This window comes from Nocardioides sp., assembly GCF_036503465.1.
GTDB lineage: Bacteria > Actinomycetota > Actinomycetes > Propionibacteriales > Nocardioidaceae > Nocardioides.
The window spans coordinates 1-14,574 of record NZ_DASXWU010000062.1 but is presented as its reverse complement, the minus strand read 5'-3'; the positions used below and the strand labels follow the sequence as shown (position 1 = coordinate 14,574).

Annotated in this window: 19 protein-coding genes; 12 read left to right on the top strand and 7 right to left on the bottom strand. The window is 70.9% G+C overall.

Annotated elements, in window-relative coordinates; all coding sequences use genetic code 11:
* Window positions 1-44: 44 nt before the first annotated feature.
* The gene (locus VGK78_RS12475) at window positions 45-446 is read right to left on the bottom strand and encodes a hypothetical protein (protein WP_331527970.1); all 402 of its coding nucleotides are present in this window, start codon (window positions 444-446) and stop codon (window positions 45-47) included.
* 429 nt (window positions 447-875) lie between these two features.
* Between VGK78_RS12475 and VGK78_RS12470 the strand changes: the two genes are divergently transcribed.
* The gene (locus VGK78_RS12470; protein ID WP_331527969.1) at window positions 876-1,169 is read left to right on the top strand and encodes a hypothetical protein; all 294 of its coding nucleotides are present in this window, start codon (window positions 876-878) and stop codon (window positions 1,167-1,169) included.
* 22 nt (window positions 1,170-1,191) lie between these two features.
* On the opposite strand, the gene VGK78_RS12465 is transcribed toward VGK78_RS12470, so the two are convergent.
* Window positions 1,192-2,040 carry an SCO6745 family protein gene (locus VGK78_RS12465; protein WP_331527967.1) on the bottom strand — a complete coding sequence of 283 codons (849 nt, stop codon included), beginning with the start codon at window positions 2,038-2,040 and terminating at the stop codon, window positions 1,192-1,194.
* 149 nt (window positions 2,041-2,189) lie between these two features.
* On the opposite strand from VGK78_RS12465, the gene VGK78_RS12460 reads away from it, so the two are divergent.
* On the top strand, window positions 2,190-2,609 hold the full coding sequence (locus VGK78_RS12460) for a pyridoxamine 5'-phosphate oxidase family protein (protein ID WP_331527966.1): 420 nt from the start codon (window positions 2,190-2,192) through the stop codon (window positions 2,607-2,609).
* A gap of 336 nt (window positions 2,610-2,945) precedes the next feature.
* Here VGK78_RS12460 and VGK78_RS12455 read toward each other — a convergent pair whose 3' ends face one another.
* Window positions 2,946-3,320 (bottom strand): VOC family protein, encoded by a 375-nt coding sequence (locus VGK78_RS12455; RefSeq protein WP_331527965.1) that lies wholly within the window; start codon window positions 3,318-3,320, stop codon window positions 2,946-2,948.
* A gap of 62 nt (window positions 3,321-3,382) precedes the next feature.
* On the opposite strand from VGK78_RS12455, the gene VGK78_RS12450 reads away from it, so the two are divergent.
* Complete coding sequence (locus VGK78_RS12450; protein WP_331527964.1) at window positions 3,383-3,841, top strand: MarR family winged helix-turn-helix transcriptional regulator; 459 nt, start codon at window positions 3,383-3,385, stop codon at window positions 3,839-3,841.
* 50 nt (window positions 3,842-3,891) lie between these two features.
* Here the strand turns inward: VGK78_RS12450 and VGK78_RS12445 are convergent, their stop codons facing one another.
* Window positions 3,892-4,551 carry a TetR/AcrR family transcriptional regulator gene (locus VGK78_RS12445; RefSeq protein WP_331527963.1) on the bottom strand — a complete coding sequence of 220 codons (660 nt, stop codon included), beginning with the start codon at window positions 4,549-4,551 and terminating at the stop codon, window positions 3,892-3,894.
* Between the two features lie 59 nt (window positions 4,552-4,610).
* On the opposite strand from VGK78_RS12445, the gene VGK78_RS12440 reads away from it, so the two are divergent.
* From VGK78_RS12440 to VGK78_RS12415, 6 genes are all read left to right on the top strand, one after another.
* Entirely contained in the window at window positions 4,611-5,204 is a 594-nt protein-coding gene (locus VGK78_RS12440) for a class I SAM-dependent methyltransferase (protein WP_331527962.1), read from the top strand.
* A 4-nt stretch (window positions 5,205-5,208) separates the two neighbouring features.
* On the top strand, window positions 5,209-5,712 hold the full coding sequence (locus VGK78_RS12435) for a DinB family protein (protein ID WP_331527961.1): 504 nt from the start codon (window positions 5,209-5,211) through the stop codon (window positions 5,710-5,712).
* An 84-nt stretch (window positions 5,713-5,796) separates the two neighbouring features.
* Window positions 5,797-6,201: a hypothetical protein gene (locus tag VGK78_RS12430; RefSeq protein ID WP_331527960.1), complete on the top strand. Its 405-nt coding sequence runs from the start codon at window positions 5,797-5,799 to the stop codon at window positions 6,199-6,201.
* Between the two features lie 32 nt (window positions 6,202-6,233).
* Complete coding sequence (locus VGK78_RS12425) at window positions 6,234-6,476, top strand: hypothetical protein (RefSeq protein WP_331527959.1); 243 nt, start codon at window positions 6,234-6,236, stop codon at window positions 6,474-6,476.
* Window positions 6,443-6,847 (top strand): hypothetical protein, encoded by a 405-nt coding sequence (locus tag VGK78_RS12420; RefSeq protein WP_331527958.1) that lies wholly within the window; start codon window positions 6,443-6,445, stop codon window positions 6,845-6,847. The genes VGK78_RS12425 and VGK78_RS12420 overlap by 34 nt, the downstream gene beginning before the upstream one ends.
* A gap of 179 nt (window positions 6,848-7,026) precedes the next feature.
* The gene (locus VGK78_RS12415; RefSeq protein ID WP_331527957.1) at window positions 7,027-8,076 is read left to right on the top strand and encodes a hypothetical protein; all 1,050 of its coding nucleotides are present in this window, start codon (window positions 7,027-7,029) and stop codon (window positions 8,074-8,076) included.
* A 15-nt stretch (window positions 8,077-8,091) separates the two neighbouring features.
* On the opposite strand, the gene VGK78_RS12410 is transcribed toward VGK78_RS12415, so the two are convergent.
* The 3 genes from VGK78_RS12410 to VGK78_RS12400 are packed head-to-tail and all read right to left on the bottom strand — an operon-like array spanning window position 8,092 to window position 11,252.
* Window positions 8,092-9,111: a LacI family DNA-binding transcriptional regulator gene (locus VGK78_RS12410; protein ID WP_331527956.1), complete on the bottom strand. Its 1,020-nt coding sequence runs from the start codon at window positions 9,109-9,111 to the stop codon at window positions 8,092-8,094.
* A 10-nt stretch (window positions 9,112-9,121) separates the two neighbouring features.
* On the bottom strand, window positions 9,122-10,306 hold the full coding sequence (locus VGK78_RS12405; RefSeq protein ID WP_331527955.1) for an MFS transporter: 1,185 nt from the start codon (window positions 10,304-10,306) through the stop codon (window positions 9,122-9,124).
* A complete protein-coding gene (locus VGK78_RS12400; protein WP_331527954.1) occupies window positions 10,290-11,252 on the bottom strand; it encodes an ABC transporter substrate-binding protein in 963 nt (320 codons plus the stop codon). Before VGK78_RS12400 ends, VGK78_RS12405 begins: the two co-directional genes overlap by 17 nt.
* Window positions 11,253-11,354: 102 nt before the next feature.
* Here VGK78_RS12400 and VGK78_RS12395 point away from each other — a divergent pair, with 102 nt between their 5' ends.
* The 3 genes from VGK78_RS12395 to VGK78_RS12385 form a co-directional block, all read left to right on the top strand.
* Complete coding sequence (locus tag VGK78_RS12395; protein ID WP_331527953.1) at window positions 11,355-12,461, top strand: alpha/beta hydrolase family protein; 1,107 nt, start codon at window positions 11,355-11,357, stop codon at window positions 12,459-12,461.
* A complete protein-coding gene (locus VGK78_RS12390) occupies window positions 12,461-13,414 on the top strand; it encodes an NAD(P)-dependent oxidoreductase (protein WP_331527952.1) in 954 nt (317 codons plus the stop codon). Before VGK78_RS12395 ends, VGK78_RS12390 begins: the two co-directional genes overlap by 1 nt.
* On the top strand, window positions 13,411-14,574 hold a 1,164-nt coding region (locus VGK78_RS12385), incomplete at its 3' end, for a M24 family metallopeptidase (protein WP_331527951.1). The genes VGK78_RS12390 and VGK78_RS12385, both read left to right, overlap by 4 nt.

Here is a 14,574-nt window from a genome sequence, read left to right as displayed (position 1 = left end):
CGCTCAGGCGGCCGCGACCCCTAGGCGCATCCCTAGGCGCGTGCCTAGGCGCTGCACTCCCCGATCAGCTCACCGAGTGCCGGACCGTAGGCATCCTCGGCGTGGTCGATTCCGGTGCCGTTCGCGGCCAGGCCGTCAGCGGTCATGTTCGGGTTGTTCTCGGCGATCACCCCGCCCTGGCCGACGGCCTGCTTGCTGCCGAACACGAACGAGTCCGGGATCCCCGCTGCCGGCGCCTTGGCCTCCACGCACGCGGCGAGATCGGTGGGCAAACCGAGGAACTGGGTGAGGACAGTGTCCAAGGAGACCGTTTCCCAGGCCTGCGAATGGGTGCCGGCCATCGCGTTGCCCTGCGCCGACCGATTGGCGACGAAGCACTCATGTGCGAAGGCCGAGCCCGCTGTCGCCAAGCTCAGGATCGCTGCGCCGGCCAGACCCGCAGACACCCGACCCGCACGTCGTGCTGCTCTTCCCATGTCAAAACCCCCTGTTTGATCAACGGTTCATTCCTTCGGCAACGATTCTGGACAGACCGCTCGCCGTCCATGACGCAGACGGGTCAAAGCAGACCCAGGGGATCGCGGCACTGTCGTCCGGGTCCAGGGGAGGCCCGATTCGCACGGGCCACCCAGGTCGGCACCGACGGTGATGGATGGCTGTTAGGACAGGAAGAGTGGTCCGTCCGGGTCATTCCGGCGCTTTTCGACGGGAACTCCGGTGGTCGGTTCCTAGCCTGGTGGAGCCAAGGCCCTCGCACGAGGCCGCTCTCCGATTCACGCTAGGACCCGCCCCATGGTCATCCAGTACCCGGTCTGCTGGTTCCCGCCACGGACGCAGCTCGCCTCGGCGTGGGCACACCGCTCCGGGAGTGCCGCATGAGCTCCACGCTGTACACGATCGGAACGGCGCTACGCCGGGCCCACGACCATCACCTGCCGGTCGCTGTCCTGGTCGAGGGACAGTGGCTGCGCGGCGGCGTCGTCGCGGTGGACGGGCATGGCGCGATCCTCGAGCTGGACGAGGACGAGCACTCCGTCGTCCGGTTGGAACGCATCTCGGCCGTGCGAGTGCGCGGCACGCTCCCCACCACATCGGGAGACGACGGGCACGACCTGACGCGCGGTTCGGAGATGGCGCGTGAGTACGACGCCCTCCAGATGGTGCGCTGACACAGCGGCCCGTGTCGTAGGTTCAGCCCGCGTTGTCCGAGTTCGAACCCGTGGCTCGGAGTCTCTCGGAGATGGGCTGGAGCAAGGCGGTCAGCCGGTCGAGCTCGACCGGCTCCAGCCCCTCGTAGGGCGCTTCGGCGAGTGCATCGGTCAGTGACTCGATCCGGGCCTTGGTCGCACGCCCCGTGTCTGTGAGCCGACCGTCGGCATCGAGCAGGCCGCGGTCGCGCAGGCCGTCCATGACCTCAGCCAGTCGAGCCTCGGGCAGGTGGTGGATCCGGCCGAACGACTCCGCCGGGTAGATGCCCATGTCGAGCGCGCTGAGCACGTGGGACTCGGTCCCGCCGATCCGTTCGGAGACAAGAGCCACGATGTGCCCGTCCCCGCGGTGCTCGCGGAGCATGTTGGCGGCGTGCCAGAGCCGGGCCACGGGCTCCTCGGGCACCGGGAGCGCACGGAGCCCGGCGTACATGACTCGCCCCTCCGTGGCGGCGCTGGTCGAGGCCTTGGCCAGGAGCTCGGCGGCGCACGAGAGATCGGACGTGTCGGCGAGTGCGCCGAGGATCCGCCGCAGAGCCGCCACGCAGCCCTGCTGTCGCGAAGCGTGCGCGGCCTCAGGTGTGGTCGTGTCCCACACCCTGGGGATGTGGCGGGCCACCTCGCCGTCGGCGAAGTTGTAGAAGGCCGCGTGGACCACCTCGGCCGGGACCCGGCCGAGCGGCGCGGAGCGACCCGCGAAGTAGCCGTCCCAGTAGTTGCGGAAGCCGAGCGCCGCCATGGCGTCGTTGGGCTCCGGGGAGAAGAAGTTGACCACCGAGATCGGCTCGGTGAGCTCGAAGAGACGGCGGGCGACTGGCTCCGAGTGCTGCATCTGTGTCATCTCCTCCGGTCGTGGCCTGGTGGGGCCTCATCAGTGCTACGAACAGGTCGGCCGCCACACGACACGGTGAACGAGCTTTCTTCCACCCGGTCGCTTGCATCAGCCCGGACCTGTCGGTGGGCGCTGGCACAGTCGCCGACATGGTGGCATGGCGAGACATAGAGGCAGACGCGCCGCAGTTCGCCGGTCGGGTCCGCGAGCTGTTCCAGGCCCGCAAGCACAAGACGCTTGCGACGTTGCGTGCGGATGGCGCGCCGCGGATCAGCGGCATCGAGACCCAGATCGGTGAGGAGGTCACGTTCGGGTCCATGGCTGCTTCGCGCAAGCTCGCGGATCTGGAGCGCGATCCGCGGATGGCGCTGCACAGTCCGTCGGTGGATCCGCCCGACGACGATCCCGGCGGCTGGGTCGGCGAGGCGAAGATCTCCGGCCGCGCCGTACGGACCGAGGAGGGATTCCGGGTGGACATCACCGAGGTGGCTCTCACCTACCTCGACGGTGGGCTCGTGGTCGAGTCCTGGCACCCAGGGCGCGGCCACGACAGGCGCGTGCGCGACTGACCGGCACGGCCGCAGCGTCTGGCGGGCCCCGAACTCATAACGCCCGCCGGCGTGAGTCGCCGGCGGGCGTTTCCACGATAAAGGCCCCCACATCGACACGTCCCCCCCGGTCGCGTCGGTCGAACCCCCCACGTAGAGGTCTATGACACTAGACCCCCGATCGACGGCAGGCTTGACCCGATCGGGTGATTTCTGCGCAAACACAGGTGGCCACTGCGACCAGGGGTCCGGTCCGTGCCGTGGTAGGTCGTCTGCTCACGAGGTCGCCAGGCGGCTCACCCGTCCCGCTGCCTCTCGGGGAAGCATCGCCGCGTCGATGCCTCACCGGCTCCGGAGTCAGACGCCGCCGGGATGCTCGAAGCTCACCAGCGCAACGGTGTTGCCCTCGGAGTCGGTGAGAAAGGCCTGCCACTCGGTCGTGCCCGCAGGTCCCAGAGTGTCGTCCTCGTGAGTGAAGATCTCGTGCGGCTCGGTGGTGATCTCCACGTCGGGGCGCAGTCGGGACACGGCGGCGCGGACGTCGTCGACCTCGAGATAGAGCATCGACGAGGGTGCCTTGGCGTCCAGCAGAAGCCGTGTGCCCTCGAGGTCGAAGAAGAGCAGACCGGGCGGATCGAATCGGCCGGTCGGCTCGGAGCCCAAGAGGGCCGAGTAGAACGTGGCGGCACGGTCGAGATCGGTCGCACGCAACGCCACCTGGGCGAGTCGCATCGGCTTCCCTTTCATTAGCAATGCTACGTTCGTTTAGGAACGCTAACATCGGAGGAGTGTCCATGGAAGACCCCTTCACGGATGCGGCGGTCCGCTTGAACTCGTTCGCCGTCCACCTGCTGCGAGCCATGCACCGGGTCGACGTCGAGGCAGGGCTCACCCCGGCGCGCTTGAGCGCACTGTCCGTCCTGCACTTCGGAGGCCCCCGGACGTTGGGCCGGCTGGCGCGCGACGAGGAGGTCACCAGCGCCACCATGTCGCGGCTCGTCGACGCGCTGTGCGACCTCGGCCTGGCCACCCGCACCACGCACGAGGACAACGCACGCATGGTCACCGTTTCGGCTTCCGAGGCTGGTCATGCCCTCATGGCGGACGCCTCGGCGCGGCGTACGGAGGTGATAGCAGAGGCTCTGCGCGGGCTCCCGCCCGGTCCCCAGCGAGCTGTGGTGAAGGCGGCTCCGCACCTGTCGGACCTCGAGACCCTCATCCGCCGGCGCATCCGCGAGCGTCCGTCTGCCTGAGCCCGCGCCCGGCAAGGTGTCGGCCGTGCCGGGCCCGTCGGCTGCGCTGGTCAGTCCGCCGAGGGCGGGATGAGCAGTGCCGTCAGTGTGGCGTGCAGCCAGGCGGAGTACTGCGGCTGGTCCCAGCCGAGCTGCTCGGTGAGCTGTTTGTGGGTGGCCGGGCTGCACAGCAACCAGGTGGTCTCGGCCGCCTGCTCGACCGTAAGTCCGTTGCGGAGGGGACCTGCCTCGGCGAGCCACGTCACGAACTGGGTGATGTTCCGTAAGCGGGTGCGGTGCATCGAGGCGTACTTGGCGGCCATCTCGGGATCGACCTCGCCCGCCGAGCGCATGACGTCGTCGACCGGCCGGGCCCGCGCGATCCGGTCGGAGATCTCGGCGGAGAACATGGCCAGCTTCTTCTGCTGGTCCGGCTCCGCCTTGGCCTTCCGTGGGCCCTCCTGGTCGAGGACGCGCGGGCTGTCGGCCTGACCGGTGACCGCGAAGTTCAGCACCTCGACGAGCAGCCCTCGCTTGTTGGTGAACAGCTTGTAGACCAGGTCCTCGCTCACGCCGGCCTCTTCGGCGATGCGGGCGATCGACGTGGCGGCGTAGCCGTCCTCGAGGAACCGGCGTAAGGCCGCGGTGAGGATCGCAACCCGGTTCGCCAGGGCGCGTTCCTCACGCAGAGCGGAGCGGTACGTCCGTTTGCCCTTGACAGCCTCTGGCACGCGGTTCACTCTAAGGGGAATTAGATCAGGTATCACTAGAACGAATCGGAGAACCGGCCATGGCCCTGGGATGGAAGCTCGCCTACCGCCTCGGCCTCACCCCGTGGGAACGCGCCGCTGATCAGGGCCAGGATCAGCTCGACGCGCTGCTCGACAAGATCGAGACCGACCGCACCCGACCCCTGGGCCGCGCCCTCGACATCGGCTGCGGGACCGGCAGACACACCCACGACCTCGCCGACCGCGGATGGGACGCCACCGGCGTCGACTTCGTCCCGCTCGCCATCGAGAAGGCCCGCGCCAGAGGTGGCGGCGCTTCCTTCGTGTGCGGGGACGTGACCGACCTGGCCTCGCTGGGCCTCGAGCCGTTCGACCTCTTCCTCGACATCGGCTGTCTCCACGTGTTCGACCGTTACCGACGTGCGGCCGTCTCCCGTCAGGTCACGGACCTCGCCCGCCCCGGCGCCCAGATGGTGCTGCTGGCGTTCCAGCCCAACACGCTCCCGTTCGTTCCCGCCGGGATCAGCCAGCAGGACGTCGAGGAGACGTACGCCGACTGGGACCTCGTCGCTACCGAGCTGGCCGACGTGCGGGGCATGCCCAAACCGCTGAGGAAGACCGCGCCGCGGTTCTACACCCTGCGGCTCCGGTGACCCCGTGTCTGCCGAACAGGTGCACGACGGCCCGCTCCAGGTGCAGCTCGAGGCGTTCCTCGATGAGCATCGCGCCGCGCTCCAGGAGTGCCTTGCCGGGTTGAGCGAGGAGCAGGCGCGGAGGTCCTTGGTGTCCTCGCGCACCACGCTGCTGGGTCTGGTCAAGCATGCGACGTTCGTCGAAGGGGTGTGGTTCGACCAGGCTGTGACGGGGCGGTCGCGGGCCGAGATCGGCATCGCCGAGACACCGGACGAGTCCTTCGTGCTCACCGGCGCCGACTCGATCGAGAGCATACGGCGTGCGCACCAAGAGGCCTGCAAGGCTTCACGACGTACGACGGCCGGTTTGCAGCTCGACGACGTGGTGACGGGCAACCGCAGAGGTCCGCTGCCACTGCGCTGGGTCTACCTACACGTGCTCCGCGAGCTGGCCCAGCACTGCGGACATGCGGACATCCTGCGCGAGCAGATCCTGGCTTCCCGCGCAGCTGAGCCGGAGAGCCGGTAAACGTGTTGCCGCCGTCCCTGCCGAGCAGTTCGATCGGGGCAGCGGCCGAATCGTGAGGCCGATGAGCGCCGAGGGGAGGCACGGATGCTCGATCCACGTGACCGGCGATGGCTGGCCGAGGTGCGGCGCGGACACCACCATGGACCGTTCGGCCATCGAGAGCACCTGCGCGTGGCGTGGCTGCTGCTCGAGGACACCGAGTCGACGTCGAGGGCCGAGGAGGAGGTGTCCCGGATCGTTCGGAGCCTCGCGGTCAGGCACGGGAAGCCGCAGCGCTACAACCGGACGCTCACCGACACCTGGGTCAGGATCGTGGCGCACTGCCGCGCCGCATCGGGGAGCGACAGCTTCGACGACCTGCTGGCCCGCCACCCCTGGCTGCTGGACAAGCGGGTCATCAGGCGCCACTACACGTCGCGACTCCTCGCGAGCCCGCAGGCCCGCCGTACCCGGGTCGAGCCCGACGTGCTCGCGCTGCCCACGGCGTAGGCGAGGGCGGGCGCGTCAGTAGCGTTCGTGCCATGCCGCTGTCGCCCGAGGAGTTCTACGAGTACGCCGTCGCCGCTGCCGACGACGAGCAGCGACTGCCGCTGTCGCGGATGACCGGCTGGGACGTCAGCCCGTTCGAGCCCGACGGACTTCGTGTCTCGCGGCTGCGGCCGCCCGTCGTCCCGGAGCCGCCCGGCACGGTGAGGACCCCGCGGACTGCGCGTCCTGCCGGCATCGCGACGTGGGCATCTGGCTGGACGACCGCTGGCGCCTGACCCACATGTCGGGGGCCGGGGTGCCTCTCGTCCTGATGCTGCACCCCCGGGACCATTACGACCTGGAGGACCTCGACGACGACCTCGCGGCGGAGATGGGTGTGCTGAGCACCCACATCACCCGTCACGTCCAGGCGCTGCCGCACATCAGCCGGTGTCACGTCTACCGGATCGGGGACGGTGGCGCCCACCTCCATGTGTGGTTCTTCGCTCGTCCCGAGGGTCAGGCCCAGCTGTTCGGCTCGTGGCTGGTGGTCTGGGACGACCTGCTGCCCGAGTACCCGTCGGCCGTCGCCGACGAGGACGCCGCCGTCGTGGCGGACGCGCTGGTCGGATCGTACGGCGGTCGGCGAGGGCCGGCGTCCGGCTGACCCGTCCGCGACGGGCGGGGAGATGAGCGAGCACAGCCGGGGTTCGGAGCGCGACGCGACTACCGGGCAGGCGGCTGGGTACCGGCTGACCACGGAGACGTGGGGGACCCGCCGGGCAGTATCGGACGGCCTGAGGGTCGCGGACTCAGCAGGCAGACGATGGCGGGAGAAGAACAACCATGCTCAAGGTGAGTGCGAACTGGCTCTCCGGACATCACCTGGAGCGGCGCGGACCCGAGCTCGGCGGGCTGGTGGCGCTGGCGGCGGTCCTGCATCTCGCCGCGGCTGTCGGGCTTGCCTACGCGACCGGCTTCTCGACCGTCCAGGACGTCCTGGGCCGAGTCTCCTGGCCGTGGATCGGCGCCGCCGTCGGCGGGCTCCTGGTCTCGTTCCTTGCCTACTACTTCGCCTATCGCGGCATCTACGGGGTCGAGGACGGGCACGAGCTCGGCCGCCGCCAGATGGTCTCGGTGGTGACCGGCGGGTTCGGCGGGTTCCTCGCCCACGGCGGGGCGGCGCTGGACGACTACGCACTTCGGGCCGCCGGAGCCGACGAGCGGGACGCCAAGGTCCGCGTGTCGGCGTTGGCCGGCATGGAGCACGGCGTGCTGGCCGTGCTCGGTACGGCGGCCGGCATCGTCGTACTGGTGCAGGGCCTGGCCAAGCCTCCTCCCGACTTCTCGCTGCCGTGGGCGGTGATCCCGATCCCCGGGTTCGCCCTCGCGTTCTGGCTGGCCGAGCGGTACCGCGCGCGGCTGCGGGACCGGGACGGCTGGCGCGGCAAGGTCGGCGTGTTCCTCGACTCGATCCACCTGAACCGACTGCTCTTCCTCCGCCCGCAGGAGCACGGCCCGGCGGTGTTGGGGATGGCGTTCTTCTGGATCGCGGACGCGTTCGTGATGTGGGCGGCGCTGCTGGCGTTCGGCTTCCGGATGAACGTCGCGGCGATGTTCATCGGATACGCCACCGGCATGATCTTCACCCGGCGCACCGGTCCGCTCGGCGGCGCCGGGCTGCTGATGCTCGCCCTGCCGGTGACCATCTGGTACAGCGGCGCTCCGTTCGCCGTGGCGGTGGTCGCCGTGTTCGTCTACCGCGTGCTCACCCTCTGGCTACCGATGCCCTTCTCGTTCGCGGCCCTGCCGACGCTCCGCCACATGGGCAAGCCAGGAGTGCCGAACGCCGAGGACGCAGCCGAGTCGGACGAGCCCGCCGTACGCCACCAGTAGCGCGCGTCCCGCTGATCAGCCGGCCGGTGGAGCCGTCGAGCCTCGTACGACGAGCGACAGCGGCAGCAACACCGACCGCGAGGGCCGCGTCGGGTCGGCGATGGAGTCCAGCAGCAGCCGGGCCGCCTCGGCACCGATCTGCTGGTGCGGGATCGCGATGGAGGTCAGCGGGGGGCGAAGCTTGTCGAGGAACGGCATGTCGTTGAACCCCACCACGCTCACCTCGGTCGGGCAGTCGATGCCGCGCTCGAGGAAGACGTCGTAGCAGCCCAGCGCGATCAGGTCGTTCCCGGCGAAGATCGCGGTGAACTCCGTGCCCGCGTCGAGCAGCCGCCGCAGCCCGTCGGCCCCGGCCCTCTCGCTCCAGCTGTCGGTGGTCACGACGAGCGCGGGGTCGTCGTCGAGCCCGTGGTCGCGGACGGAGGCGCGGAACGCCCGCGCCCGGGTGACGCCGGTGGAGGTGCTCTGCGGCCCGGCGACGTGGGCGATCCGGGTGTGACCGAGCCCGGCGAGATGGCGTACGGCGAGCTCCACGCCCGCCGCGTCGTCCGGAGTGATCGACGGTACGTCGACACCTTCCGGCCGCCGGTTGACCATCACCATCACCACACCCTCGCGGTGCAGCTGCTCCATCAGCGGGTGCTCGACCCGCGCGGTGGCGACGATCAGTCCCTCGACCTGCCGCGACCGGAGGTGGTCGATCTGCCACTTCTCCCGGCCCGGGTCGTTGTCGGTGTTGACGATCAGGCCGCTGTAGCCGGCCGGCTCGAGCACCTCCTCGATGCCGCGCACGATCGGCGGGAAGAGCGGGTTCATCAGGTCCGGGATGACCAGGCCGATGGTGCCCGACTTGGAGGTCTTGAGGCCGCGGGCGATCGGGTTCGGGCGGTAGCCGAGCTGCTCGGCGACCTTGATCACCCGGCGCGCGGTGTCGGCGTTGACGAGCCCGCGGGTGGCCGGGTTCAGCGCGCGCGAGGCCGTGGCCGCGTGGACGCCCGCGGCCTCGGCCACGTCGCGGAGCGTCGGTGCGGGCACGGCAGCGATCCTAGGGCCGGAGAGGGGTCGGGCCGGCCGCGTGCCAGCGGGCGCGGACGGCGGTGGCGGCCAGGCCGAGGGGTACGGCGAGCGCCGCGCCGGCCGCGAACAGCACGCCGTACCGGCCCTCGTCGGCGAGTCCGGCGGCGATCACGGCGGCCAATGACGAGCCCACGAACAGCGACCCGGCGAAGAACGAGACGACCGTTGCCCGGGCGATCGGCAGCACCTCCGTCGCCCAGGTCTGGAGGGTCGAGTGCATCGCGGTCCAGGCCAGGCCGAGCAGGATCGCGGTCGCGACCCCGGCGGCGACCGACTGCGAGACGGCCAGGACGGCGCAGGCGACGATCGCGGCCGCGGCTCCCATGGTGATCAGGGTCGTGGCGCGCCAGCGCTGCGAGAGCCGGGCGACGAGCGCCGAGCACGCGAAGACCGAGACGCCGTACACGCCGGTTGCGAGCCCGGCCACGGTGGTCGACGCGCCGGCGTTCTCCATCGCCGGCGGCAGCAGCGTGATCGTGCCGAGCAGGACGGCGCCCTCGGCCAGCGCGCAGAGCAGGACGAACAGGGTCACCGGCGAGCGGCCGACGTACCCCATCGGGCGGAGGAACGTGCCGCCGTGGTGCACCCGCTCGGGCTCGGGCAGCGCCCCGAGGCGGGCGGCGAGCGCCAGCGCGGCCAGACCGGTGAGCACGAACATCACCCGCCACGACGCTACGTCCGCGACGACCCCGGCCCCGACCGAGGCGAGCGCGGTCCCGAGCGCGGTCCCCACCATCAGCCTGGCCACGTCGCGCTGCCGGACGTCGGCGCGCACCGTGTCGCCGAGGTAGATCAGCGCCGCCGGGTACGCCGCCCCGAACATCCCGCCGGCGAGCCCGCGGGTGACCCCGAGCACCAGCGCCGTCCCCGACCCCGCCGAGACGATCGAGCAGATGCCCGCCAGCAGCAGCGTCATCCGCATCGTGGCGACCCGGCCGAACCGGTCGGACACGATCCCCCACACCGGCTGGCTCACGCCGTACACCAGGAAGTACGCGCCCGCGGCACGCACCACGGAGCCGAGCGGCGCGTCGAGGTCGTGCGCGATCGCGACCAGCATCGGCGACATCGCGAACCGGTCGAACGTCGCCACGAACGCAGCGCTCTGCAGCAGCGAGATCGCGGTCGGCCGGCTCTCAGCCTGCGTCGACAAGCCCGGAGTCCTCCGCCAGCGCCGCGTCCATCACGTCGTGGCCGTCGACCACCTCGGGGAGCCAGGTGGTGCGCAGCGCGACCAGCGTCTCCAGCGACCCGCGGTCGACCCGGCCGTCGGCGACCAGACCCTCGTCGGGGCTGCGCATCCGGTCGAGGTAGCGCCGGGCGAGCGCCTCGTCGAGGCCGAGCCGACGCTGTGCCGCCTCGACGGCCTCGCTGTCGAGCGCGCCGGCGAGGATGTCGGCGCAGGTCCCCGTCAACGCACCGGCGAGGGCGCGGCCCGTCTCGAGATGCCGGTCGCCGACCACGGCGACGACCGTGCCGAGGTACGGCGCGAAGTGGTCGGTGACCGCGGCCAGCCGGACGCAGCCGGCCGCCTCCGCGAGGAGGTCGTTGCCCGCGTTCAGCATCGTCGCGTCGCACGCGCCGGCCAGCAGGGCCTCGAGGCGCTTGGGAGTCGAGCCGAGGGTGAGCAGCTCGTAGGAGTCGCGGGGTACGTCGAGCCGGTCGGCCAGGGAGTACAGGGCCAGGGCGAAGCCGGAGTGGGGCACGTCGACACCGACCCGGGCGCCGCGCAGGTCGTCCGGCGTGGCTCCGGGGCGGCCGTAGAGCCCGAGCCCGAGCGCCCGGTCTACGGCGCCGACGATGCGGGCGTCGAGAAGCTCGCCGAGCGGGTTGTGGGGGTTGAAGCGGTAGGCGAGCACGTTGTCGGGGCTGGTCAGGGCGACGTGGAGCTCGCCGTCGGCCAGTGAGCGGAACTGGGCCGGCGAGGAGGGGACCGGGTGTTCGGTGATCTCCAGTCCGGCGGCCGCCAGGCGGCCCGACGAGCCGGCCAGGTCGAGCACGACGGACGGGCTGAACGTCCCGACGTCGACGCGGATCAGGGCGGCCTCCTCCGGCTGGTTGCCGCCGACGATAGCGGATGCTGCACTCGATTGCAGCAACGGGCTACCCGTGCTGCTCGGCTTGACATGCCGACCTGACTGCACGAGGCTGCACTCGTTTGCAGTACGGTTGCAGGAACGCCTGGATCGGAAGGGGACCGGATGGACGAGAGAGTCGCCTCCGCGATCGCGCACTGGGCCCCGCGCTTCACCGCCAACGGCGTGACCCCGGCCGACTTCGCTCGCGTCACCGCCTCGATCGAGACCTGGCCCGAGTGGTGTGCGGCGTGGGTCGCGGTCGGCGAGCAGCACGAGCAGCTCGGTCGCGACGCGCTGGCGGACGGCCGGCTGCGGTCCGGTGGCGAGCACCTCGCCCAGGCGGCGGCGTACTACCACTTCGCGAAGTTCGTCTTCGTCGAGGACCTCGACCAGATGAGGGCCGCGCACGCGCGCGCCGTCACGGCGTACGCCGACGCGCTCCCGCACCTCGACCCGCCCGGGCGCCGGGTCGAGATCCCCTTCGAGAACGCCACGCTCGTGGCCGTCGTCCGAACCCCCGCGGGCGACGGCCCCTTCCCAGTCGTGCTGATGATCCCGGGGCTCGACTCCACCAAGGAGGAGGTCCGCTCGACCGAGCAGACCTTCCTCGACCGCGGGCTGGCGACGTTCAGCGTCGACGGCCCGGGCCAGGGGGAGGCCGAGTACGACCTGAGGATCCGCGGCGACTGGGGCCCGGTCGCCGAGGTGCTGTACGACGCGATCGGCGCCCAGGACGACCTCGACCGCGACCGGATGGCGGTGTGGGGTGTCAGCCTCGGCGGCTACTACTCGGTGCGGGTCGCGGCCGCGCTCGGCGACCGCATCCGGGCCGGCGTCGCGTTGGCCGGGCCGTTCTGCTTCGGCGACTGCTGGGACGGACTCCCGTCGCTGACCCGCGACACGTTCCGGGTGCGGTCGGGCACCGGGAGCGACGACGAGGCCCGCGCCGTCGCGGACACCCTCGACCTCTCCGACGTGGCCGGTGACGTGGCCGCCCCGATGCTGCTGGTCTTCGGCCGTCAGGACCGGCTGATCCCCTACCAGCAGGCCGAGAAGGCCCACGCCGCGATCCCCGGCAGCGAGCTGCTGATGCTCGAGGAGGCCAACCACGGCTGCGCCGACTACTCACCGTGGCACCGGCCGCGGACGGCAGACTGGCTGGCCGCTCACCTCGGCGGAGAGGTCGGAGACCCCGCCACCACCCCGACGCGCGCGAAGGCAGGAGTCTGATGTCGGTCTCGGAGATGTCCATCGGCTGGATCGGCGTCGGGCGGATGGGCGCGGCGATGGCCGGCCGGCTGGCCGCCGCCGGCGAGGACGTCACGGTCTGGAACCGCACCCGCGCCAAGGCGGAGGCGCTCGCCGACTCCGGGTGCCGGGTGGCCGACACGATCGCCGACCTGCGCGACCGCGACGTCGTCTTCACGATGGTGTCGGGACCCGCCGACCTCGAGCAGGTGCTGACCGGTGCGGACGGCCTGCTCGCCGACCCCGACCATCTGCCCGGTGCCGTCGTCGACTGCTCCACGGTCGACGCGGACACCTCGGGCGCGATGCGGGAGGCCTGCGAGCAGCGCGGGGTCGCGTTCCTCTCGGCGCCGGTCAGCGGCAACGGCAAGGTCGTCAACGCCGGCAAGCTCACCCTCGTCGTGTCCGGACCCGAGGAGACCTGGCTGAAGGTCGCGCCGCTGGTCGACCACCTCGGCCAGGGTGCGACGTACGTCGGTGAGGGTGACGTCGCCCGGCTGGCCAAGATCTGCCACAACGTGATGCTCGGCGTCGTGACCCAGTGCCTGGCCGAGATCACGGTGCTGGCCGAGAAGGGCGGGATGTCGCGGGCGGCGTTCCTCGACTTCCTCAACAAGTCGGTGATGGGATCGACGTTCACCCGCTACAAGTCGCCGGCGTTCGTGCACCTCGACTACAGCCCGACGTTCACGCCGCTGCTGCTGCGCAAGGACTTCGACCTCGGCTTCGCCGCGGCGCACGACCTCGACGTACCGATGCCCGTCGCGGCCGCGGCCGCCGCAGCCGTCCAGGCCACCGTCAGCAGCGGCCGCGTCGACGAGGACTTCGCGATCCTGCTCGACTTCCAGGCCCGCAGCTCCGGCGTCGAGCTGAAGCCGGAGGACGCGGAGGTCGACGACGGTCTCTCGGGGCCTTCGGGAGGCGGTACGCCGTGACCCGCCCGCTCGCGGCCCCCGGCCACATGGGGGTCGACTACGAGGAGCGGGTCGACTTCGCGCGGCTGCGCGACTACCGGCTGGGCCGGGCCAAGGCCGCGCTGGAGGCCAGCGAGTGCGGGGCCTTCCTGCTGTTCGACTTCTACAACATCCGCTACACGACGCACACCTGGATCGGCGGCGCGCTCGGCGACAAGATGATCCGCTACGCGTTGCTCACCCGCGACCGCGACCCGGTGCTCTGGGACTTCGGCTCGGCGGTCAAGCACCACAAGATCTACTCGCAGTGGGTGCCGGAGGAGAACTACCGGGCCGGCTTCCTCGGCTTCCGCGGTGCGGTCGCCCCGACCGTCGGGCTGATGGAGACCGCGGTCGCGGAGATCAAGTCCTTGCTCGCCGAGGCCGGGGTCGCCGACCAGCCGGTGGGCGTCGACATCGTGGAGCCGCCGTTCCTCTTCGAGATGCAGAAGCAGGGGCTGACCGTCGTCGACGCCCAGCAGCACATGCTCGACGCGCGGGTGATCAAGTCGCCCGACGAGATCATGCTGCTGACGCAGGCGGTGGCGATGGTCGACGGCGTCTACCAGGGCATCGTCGAGCGGCTGAAGCCCGGCGTACGTGAGAACGAGATCGTCGCCTACGCCAACCAGCGCCTCTACGAGATGGGCTCGGACCAGGTCGAGGCGATCAACGCGATCTCCGGCGAGCGGTGCAACCCGCACCCGCACAACTTCACCGACCGGCTGATCCGGCCCGGCGACCAGGCCTTCTTCGACATCATCCACTCCTACAACGGCTACCGGACCTGCTACTACCGCACGTTCTCCGTCGGCAGCGCAACGCCGCCGCAGCGCGACGCCTACCAGCAGGCGCGGGAGTGGATGGACCGCGGCATCGAGGGCATCAAGGCCGGAGTCGGCACCGACGAGGTGGCGGAGCTGCTGCCGAGGGCCGAGGAGTTCGGCTTCGGCAGCGAGATGGAGGCGTTCGGACTGCAGTTCGCCCACGGGCTCGGGCTCGGGCTGCACGAGCGGCCGATCATCTCGCGGCTGAACTCGATGAAGGAGCCGATCGAGCTCCAGGTCGGGATGGTGTTCGCGCTCGAGACCTACTGCCCGGCGTCCGACGGCTACTCCGCCGCGCGGATCGAGGAGGAGATC